8 protein-coding genes are annotated in these 6,615 nt (G+C 42.6%); 3 read left to right on the forward strand and 5 right to left on the reverse strand.

Going from position 1 to position 6,615, the window contains the following annotated elements:
* Window positions 1-42: 42 nt before the first annotated feature.
* Entirely contained in the window at window positions 43-1,347 is a 1,305-nt protein-coding gene (gene murA, locus VIN08_RS22195) for a UDP-N-acetylglucosamine 1-carboxyvinyltransferase (protein ID WP_331969961.1), read from the forward strand.
* Here murA and VIN08_RS22200 read toward each other — a convergent pair.
* From VIN08_RS22200 to VIN08_RS22220, 5 genes are all read right to left on the reverse strand, one after another.
* Window positions 1,344-2,042, reverse strand: coding sequence for a hypothetical protein (locus VIN08_RS22200; RefSeq protein ID WP_331969964.1), 699 nt, complete (start codon window positions 2,040-2,042; stop codon window positions 1,344-1,346). The two genes, murA and VIN08_RS22200, sit on opposite strands and share 4 nt — an antisense overlap.
* A 17-nt stretch (window positions 2,043-2,059) precedes the next feature.
* Window positions 2,060-2,746 carry a hypothetical protein gene (locus tag VIN08_RS22205; RefSeq protein ID WP_331969967.1) on the reverse strand — a complete coding sequence of 229 codons (687 nt, stop codon included), beginning with the start codon at window positions 2,744-2,746 and terminating at the stop codon, window positions 2,060-2,062.
* A 79-nt stretch (window positions 2,747-2,825) separates the two neighbouring features.
* Window positions 2,826-3,593 (reverse strand): exodeoxyribonuclease III, encoded by a 768-nt coding sequence (locus VIN08_RS22210; protein WP_331969970.1) that lies wholly within the window; start codon window positions 3,591-3,593, stop codon window positions 2,826-2,828.
* Window positions 3,594-3,715: 122 nt separating this feature from the next.
* A complete protein-coding gene (locus VIN08_RS22215; RefSeq protein ID WP_331969974.1) occupies window positions 3,716-3,877 on the reverse strand; it encodes a hypothetical protein in 162 nt (53 codons plus the stop codon).
* An 81-nt stretch (window positions 3,878-3,958) separates the two neighbouring features.
* Window positions 3,959-4,249, reverse strand: coding sequence for a hypothetical protein (locus VIN08_RS22220; RefSeq protein ID WP_331969977.1), 291 nt, complete (start codon window positions 4,247-4,249; stop codon window positions 3,959-3,961).
* A 211-nt stretch (window positions 4,250-4,460) separates the two neighbouring features.
* Here VIN08_RS22220 and hisS point away from each other — a divergent pair, with 211 nt between their 5' ends.
* Together hisS and VIN08_RS22230 are read left to right on the forward strand one after the other, a co-directional pair.
* Window positions 4,461-5,825, forward strand: coding sequence for a histidine--tRNA ligase (gene hisS / locus VIN08_RS22225; protein WP_331969980.1), 1,365 nt, complete (start codon window positions 4,461-4,463; stop codon window positions 5,823-5,825).
* A 118-nt stretch (window positions 5,826-5,943) separates the two neighbouring features.
* Window positions 5,944-6,615, forward strand: a 672-nt coding sequence (locus VIN08_RS22230) for an aromatic amino acid ammonia-lyase (RefSeq protein ID WP_331969983.1), incomplete at its 3' end; no start/stop codon positions are given.

Consider the following 6,615-nt stretch of genomic DNA (forward strand, 5'->3'; position numbering starts at 1 on the left):
ACGGTTTTGTTCAACAGGTTATTGATACAAGTTTATTGTTAGATGAGTGTATTTAAAATTAAAGGCGGGAAGAAACTAAAAGGAGAAATCATTCCGCAAGGCGCCAAAAACGAAGCATTACAAATTGTCAGCGCGGTTCTTCTTTCTGCAGAGCCGATCACGATTCATAACATCCCCGACATTGTGGATGTTAACAAGCTGATAGACCTGATTGGCGACCTCGGCTGTAAAGTAGAAAGACTGGGCAATGGCTCTTGTCGCTTTACCTCCGCCAACATCAACACAAAATTTCTTGAAACAGAAGAATATCGGAAGAAGGCCGCTGCGCTTAGAGGGTCCGTTATGTTACTCGGTCCTATCCTGGCCAGATTTGGTAAAGCCAGTCTTCCCAAACCTGGCGGTGACAAAATCGGCAGACGAAGACTGGATACACACTTTTTAGGTTTCCAAAAACTCGGAGCCAAATTCAACTTCGATTCCAGCGAACATCTTTTTCACATTGATGCAACGGAACTTACCGGCTGCTATATGCTGCTGGATGAAGCTTCTGTTACCGGTACGGCTAACGTTGTGATGGCGGCTGTTCTGGCAAAAGGTACTACCACCATTTATAACGCAGCATGTGAACCTTATCTTCAGCAACTCTGCATGATGCTGAATCGCATGGGCGCCAAGATCAGCGGGGTTGGTTCTAATCTGTTAACGATAGAGGGCGTTGCTAAACTGGGTGGAACAGAACATACGATGTTACCGGATATGATCGAGATCGGAAGCTTTATTGGTCTTGCTGCCATGACGCAATCGGAGATCACGATCAAAAATTGCCGTATCGATATGTTGGGTATAATTCCCGATATCTTTAAAAGACTCGGTATAAAAATGGAGTTTCGTGGCGATGATATATATATACCTTCGCAGGAACGTTATGAAATAGAAACATTTATCGATGGCTCTATATTAACCGTAGCCGATGCTCCCTGGCCCGGATTTACTCCTGACCTGATAAGTATTATATTGGTAGTAGCCACACAGGCAAAAGGAACGGTACTCATTCATCAAAAAATGTTTGAGAGCCGCCTGTTCTTTGTCGATAAGCTGATCGATATGGGTGCACAAATTATCCTGTGTGATCCGCATCGGGCGAACGTGATCGGGCTGGATCGTAAGAATCAATTGAAGGGTATAAAGATGTCGTCACCCGATATACGTGCAGGGGTAGCGTTGTTAATCGCAGCACTCTCCGCCAGCGGTACCAGCGAAATATCCAACATCGAACAGATCGATCGTGGTTATCAAAATATAGAAGGACGTTTGAAAGCTATAGGTGCCGAGATCGAACGCATTTAATGCTTTGAAGCAATCTCATTCAAATACGTGAGCAGCATGATCAAATGCTGCTCATTTTTTATATCCAGGTTATGCTCCTGTATATAGGTATCCAGCTCACGGTCGTACTTTACCGGAAATACTTTCATCAATGATTTTCTGCTCTGCACTTCTACAGGAAGTTTATCATGAGCACGTATATAGTATGTAGCCTTGTCTACAAACTCATCCTGCTTTCGCCCTGCCACAGCAGCAGGGTTAGGTTGATTTGCTTCCTTCAGGATCTTCGTATCCTTTTTGAGTAATTGAAAATCTCCCGACACTAATTGCTGGTAAAAGTAATATGTACTGTGTTCCGTTGATACCCGGTTAAAATGCAGTGAATCTATACCCGTCCACAAACTGAATTGTTTTACTTTATTTTTCTGAATGACATATTCATTGCTGCCTCGCATTACGATCAAGTCGTTTTGCAAAGCATCAAAATTCATTTTCGGGTATTCAATCATTTTGCCATCCGTCATATAGATCCGGCCCACAACAAATTCAGGCACGATCATAACGGTTCCTTTCACGCCCCGGTATCGATCATCAAATGTGCGGGCCGTATAATTTCCTGTACCTAACATATTCAAATTCGTCTGCCCCTCCGTTGCCAACTGCGCGAAAGAACGGAACGCTGTCATTAAAAACAGTACCAGCAATAACCGTTTCATACCCATTATATACTTTATTAAATTTTCGAATCTATATACTCAAAGAGCTTCCGTACATCAGCAGCATCTTTCAGATTGATATCGTTATCCTTGATAAAAGTAGCCGGATCAATTCCATAGATAGTTTTCAGATCACCGATCAATGACTTTTTGTTTTTGATCTCCGCTATATCTTTACCTTCTGCCTGCCAATAATACTTTACAGCCTCCTCAAACTGACTATATGTTTTACCGGCACTATAGGCACCGGTATTAGAAGCTTGCCGCACAGTCTTCACGTTAAACTTATAGAGCTTTATTTTGCCGGCTACGAGTTCTTCACAAAAAACTTCTCCTTGCGGCAACCGTACTTTCACAAAGAAAAGAGAATCAGCTTCCTGCAGCAAAACAAAACTCTTTACCATGTTTCTGGTAACGATAACCTCCTGATCATTTCTTTTAACCAGCAGTTCGTTGCTATAGATATCGTAATTCACCAACGGATGCACTACTGCCTTGCCGCGGGTTAAAATGATTTTACCCGGCACATAATTTTCAAATATAGTGGGATATCCTTCTATACCTTTAAAACGGTTATCGAAGGAGCGAAACATGGATGAGCCAGAACTGATTGACTCCAGGTTAGATAATCCATCGGAGCCTCCGATCTGGGCAGAGGCCAACAACGGCAATAGTACCAACAACAATACGTTGAATTGTTTCATATAGCAGGTATTTAGGGGAATAGATTTCTTCATCAAGATACTATTCCCGCCAATCATTTGCCACTGCTATAAATGCTATCTATAGCTCGATCTTCAGCGCTACCGGGCAGTGATCTGATCCCAGATACTGATTATAGATCGCAGCATCTTTTACTTTATCGATTAATGATTCGGATACCAGGAAGTAATCGATGCGCCAGCCTACATTTTTTGTACGGGCATTAAAAAGATAGTTCCAGTAAGTATACTTTACCTCCTCCGGATAGAAGCGTCTGAAGGTATCAATAAAGCCAGACTCCAATAGCCTGGTAAAGCCATCGATCTCACGCTGCGTATAGCCTGCTGATTTATTATAGTTCTCTTTCGGGCGCGCTATATCAATCGCCTGGTGTGCTACGTTAAAATCGCCACAGGTAATTACCGGCTTCCTGCGGGTTAACCAGTTTATATATTCATTGAACTCTTTATCCCATCGCTCGCGATAGTCGAGGCGGGCAAGTCCTTCACCGGAGTTAGGTGTATATACTGTTACCAGGAAGAACGTTGGATACTCGGCTGTGATCACACGACCTTCCTGGTCGTGCTCTTCAAGGCCCATGTCATAAGTAACCTGGATCGGTTCTTCTTTCGAGAGTATAGCTGTACCGGAATATCCCTTGCGGGCTTTGGATGAATTTATATAGGTATGATAGCCCGGCAGTAATTCAAGAGCAGATCGTACTTCCTCCACAGCTGCTTTTGTCTCCTGAAAACAGAGTATATCAGGATCCATTTCTTTTACATCCTTCAGAAAATCTTTCTTTATAATTGAGCGTATTCCGTTTACGTTCCAGTTTACAAGGTGCATGAATGAAATATTTGAAGTTCGCGTGAGGCTTCACTCACAGTTCAATACTATTTACTATTCGGGAGGAAAACAAAAAGCCCTGTACGTTCTGCACAGGGCTCCTTTGTTATACTAAGATAAGATTAAGCTTTCTTCGCAGCTTTCGCTTTGAATTCTTCTTTTACCTTTTCGATATCTACGTTCTTAATAACCGGCTTAGCATTCTGGATTTTCAGCGACTGGCGTCTTACAGCCGATTTTGCTTTATCCTTACGGTTTTTTCTCTTAAGTCTTGTTACTGCCATGGCACTTTTCTTTAAAAGGAGCGCAAAAATAATCCGGTATTTCCGGAATTGCAAAGTATAGTTTCAGAAATTTTAATACAATTACGCATTAACAAGCGGCAAAAACTTAACGAGCGCCAGAATGAGTGAAGAAAAGCCCATCATGAGCACGATAAGCCACTTTAACTGGTCTTTGAAGCTTGATTCTATGCGTACTTCCAGGTTCTTTATATCTTCTTTTGTTGCCAGCACCAGCTTGTGTTCCTGCATTTTTTCTGAAACGCTGTCAGACACAAACTCCACCAGCGCCCTCGCCTCGCGATTGCCAAGCTTGGATTTTAATAAGTCATATAGTTCGATCTGGCTGATGTTCATAACGTAATCACTGTTCATACTAGCTAACGGTTTGAAAATACAAATAATTTCTCACAAAGGTAAAATTCGTTCAGTGCCATAAAAGGTGAGCCCATTTTTTGTTTTATACCCCTTTCAACCTCGAATCAACTTCATTTATACCAACCCGATGTTCTGTTAAAATCTGTAAAATCACCACGAAGGTACCTCTTCAAATCCTCAAATTCCTGTTTAGCTTTGCGGCCATATTATGGAAAAGCCAACATTACCCAAGGGAACGCGCGACTTCGGACCGGCTGTTATGGCCAAGCGTCAATTTATATTCGACAATATCAGAAAGGTATTTCAGAAGTACGGTTTTCAGCCACTCGAAACTCCGGCTATGGAAAACCTCTCAACCCTTACCGGTAAATATGGTGAAGAGGGAGATCAGTTGTTATTCAAGATTCTCAACTCTGGGGATTTTCTAAAAGATATAGATAGCCAAAAACTGGAAGCGAGAAACTCCAGGCAAGTGGCTTCCGATATTTCTGAGAAAGGTCTTCGTTACGATCTTACCGTTCCGTTCGCGCGCTATGTTGTTATGAATCGGAATGAAGTGAGCTTTCCATTCAAGCGTTATCAGATACAACCGGTGTGGCGTGCGGATCGTCCGCAGAAAGGAAGATACAGAGAATTTTACCAATGCGATGCCGATGTAGTAGGAACGGAATCGCTCATCTGCGAAGCCGAGATCATTCTCATGATCAAAGAAGTTTTCAAAGGATTACGCATTCAGGATTACAGCATCAAGATCAATCACCGTGGTATACTTTCCGGTATAGCCGAACACATTAAAGCAACCAATGAAACATCACTCTTTGTTGCTATCGATAAGCTCGACAAGATCGGAGAAGAAGGTGTTAAGAATGAATTGCGCGAAAAAGGATTTGATGAAAAAAGTCTTACAGCCCTATTCAACATTCTCAGTGTAAAAGGATCGATCACTAACAAGATAGCTTTCCTGGCAGCGCACCTGGACACAACACAACAAGGCATGAAAGGTCTGCGCGACTTACGGGAAGTGTTCAACATACTGAAGAGTTATGGTGCCACCACCGACCAGGTTGATTTTGATATAGCACTCGCCCGCGGGCTCAGTTATTATACCGGCTGTATCTTCGAAGTAAAGATCAACAACGTAGGTATAGGCAGTGTTAGCGGTGGCGGCCGTTACGATAACCTTACAAAAGCTTTTGGCGATAAAGAGAATCTCTCCGGAGTAGGATTCTCATTTGGTGTAGACCGGATTTACGATGCCATGGAAGAGTTACAGTTATTTGCCAAGGATGCACACGCTTCTTCTAAAATACTGCTGTGCCATTTCGATGACGAAAGCTTTCACTATAGCTTAGGTATATTAACCAAACTGCGTGAAGCCGGTATAGCTGCTGAAATATACCCTGACCAGGCTAAACTCAAAAAGCAACTTGACTTCGCTAACAAAAAAGGTATTCCCTATACCATTGTAGTAGGCTCTGAAGAAGTAAAGAGTGGTATATTACCGTTCAAAGACATGGTAAAAGGCGAGCAGGAAAAATTAGCCATCGACCAGATCATCCAGAAGATTGCATAATTCAAAGGTTCACAAATTCAAAGTTTAATGTTCAACGTTCATTGTCTCTTAACCGGAAACTTTTAACCTTGAGCCTTGAACATCAACACGAACCTTAAACTTAAAACCTGAAACATCCATGTCCGTTCACTTCATCTCCGATAAAAAACTTACGCTGCACGACTTGTCATCTATACTGACAGGAGAAAAGACTGTGCAGCTTTCGGAAGAAGCGAAACGAAAAATTATACAGTGCCGCGAATACCTTGATCAGAAACTTGCGACTTCGCATCAGCCTATATATGGTATCAATACCGGTTTTGGTTCTTTATATAACCGGAATATATCGCACGATCAACTCGAAAAACTTCAGGAGAATCTAGTGAAGTCGCACGCGTGCGGCACAGGGCCTGAAGTGCCCGGAGAAATTGTGAAGCTGATGTTATTCCTGAAAGCACAATCACTGGCATACGGTTACTCGGGAGTTCAGCTCGTTACAACGGAACGGCTGCTGGACATGTACAATCACAATGTATTACCAGTAATCTATGAGATGGGTTCACTCGGAGCCTCAGGCGATCTTGCACCACTGGCACACCTGTCGTTACCCATGCTGGGCCTTGGAGAAGTATATATACATCGCGAACGAAAAACCGGTGAAGAAATCAACAAGCAATTCAACTGGCCTGCTATACATTTTCAGGCAAAAGAAGGATTGGCCTTATTGAACGGCACACAGTTTATGAGTGCTTATGGAACGTGGTGTATTCTCCACGCGCACCGGATAAAACAACTCGCCAATATAATCGGG

This window comes from Ohtaekwangia sp. (assembly GCF_036568665.1).
In the GTDB taxonomy this organism is placed as follows: Bacteria; Bacteroidota; Bacteroidia; order Cytophagales; family Cyclobacteriaceae; genus Ohtaekwangia.

What these genes read in the sequence shown, in the direction of transcription:
- hisS (WP_331969980.1), top strand. Translation starts at nt 4,461, where the DNA reads ATGGAAAAGCCAACATTACCCAAGGGAACGCGCGACTTCGGACCGGCT.
- murA (WP_331969961.1), top strand. Translation starts at nt 43, where the DNA reads ATGAGTGTATTTAAAATTAAAGGCGGGAAGAAACTAAAAGGAGAAATC.
- VIN08_RS22200 (WP_331969964.1), bottom strand. Translation starts at nt 2,042, where the DNA reads ATGAAACGGTTATTGCTGGTACTGTTTTTAATGACAGCGTTCCGTTCT.
- VIN08_RS22215 (WP_331969974.1), bottom strand. Translation starts at nt 3,877, where the DNA reads ATGGCAGTAACAAGACTTAAGAGAAAAAACCGTAAGGATAAAGCAAAA.
- VIN08_RS22220 (WP_331969977.1), bottom strand. Translation starts at nt 4,249, where the DNA reads ATGAACAGTGATTACGTTATGAACATCAGCCAGATCGAACTATATGAC.
- VIN08_RS22205 (WP_331969967.1), bottom strand. Translation starts at nt 2,746, where the DNA reads ATGAAACAATTCAACGTATTGTTGTTGGTACTATTGCCGTTGTTGGCC.
- VIN08_RS22210 (WP_331969970.1), bottom strand. Translation starts at nt 3,593, where the DNA reads ATGCACCTTGTAAACTGGAACGTAAACGGAATACGCTCAATTATAAAG.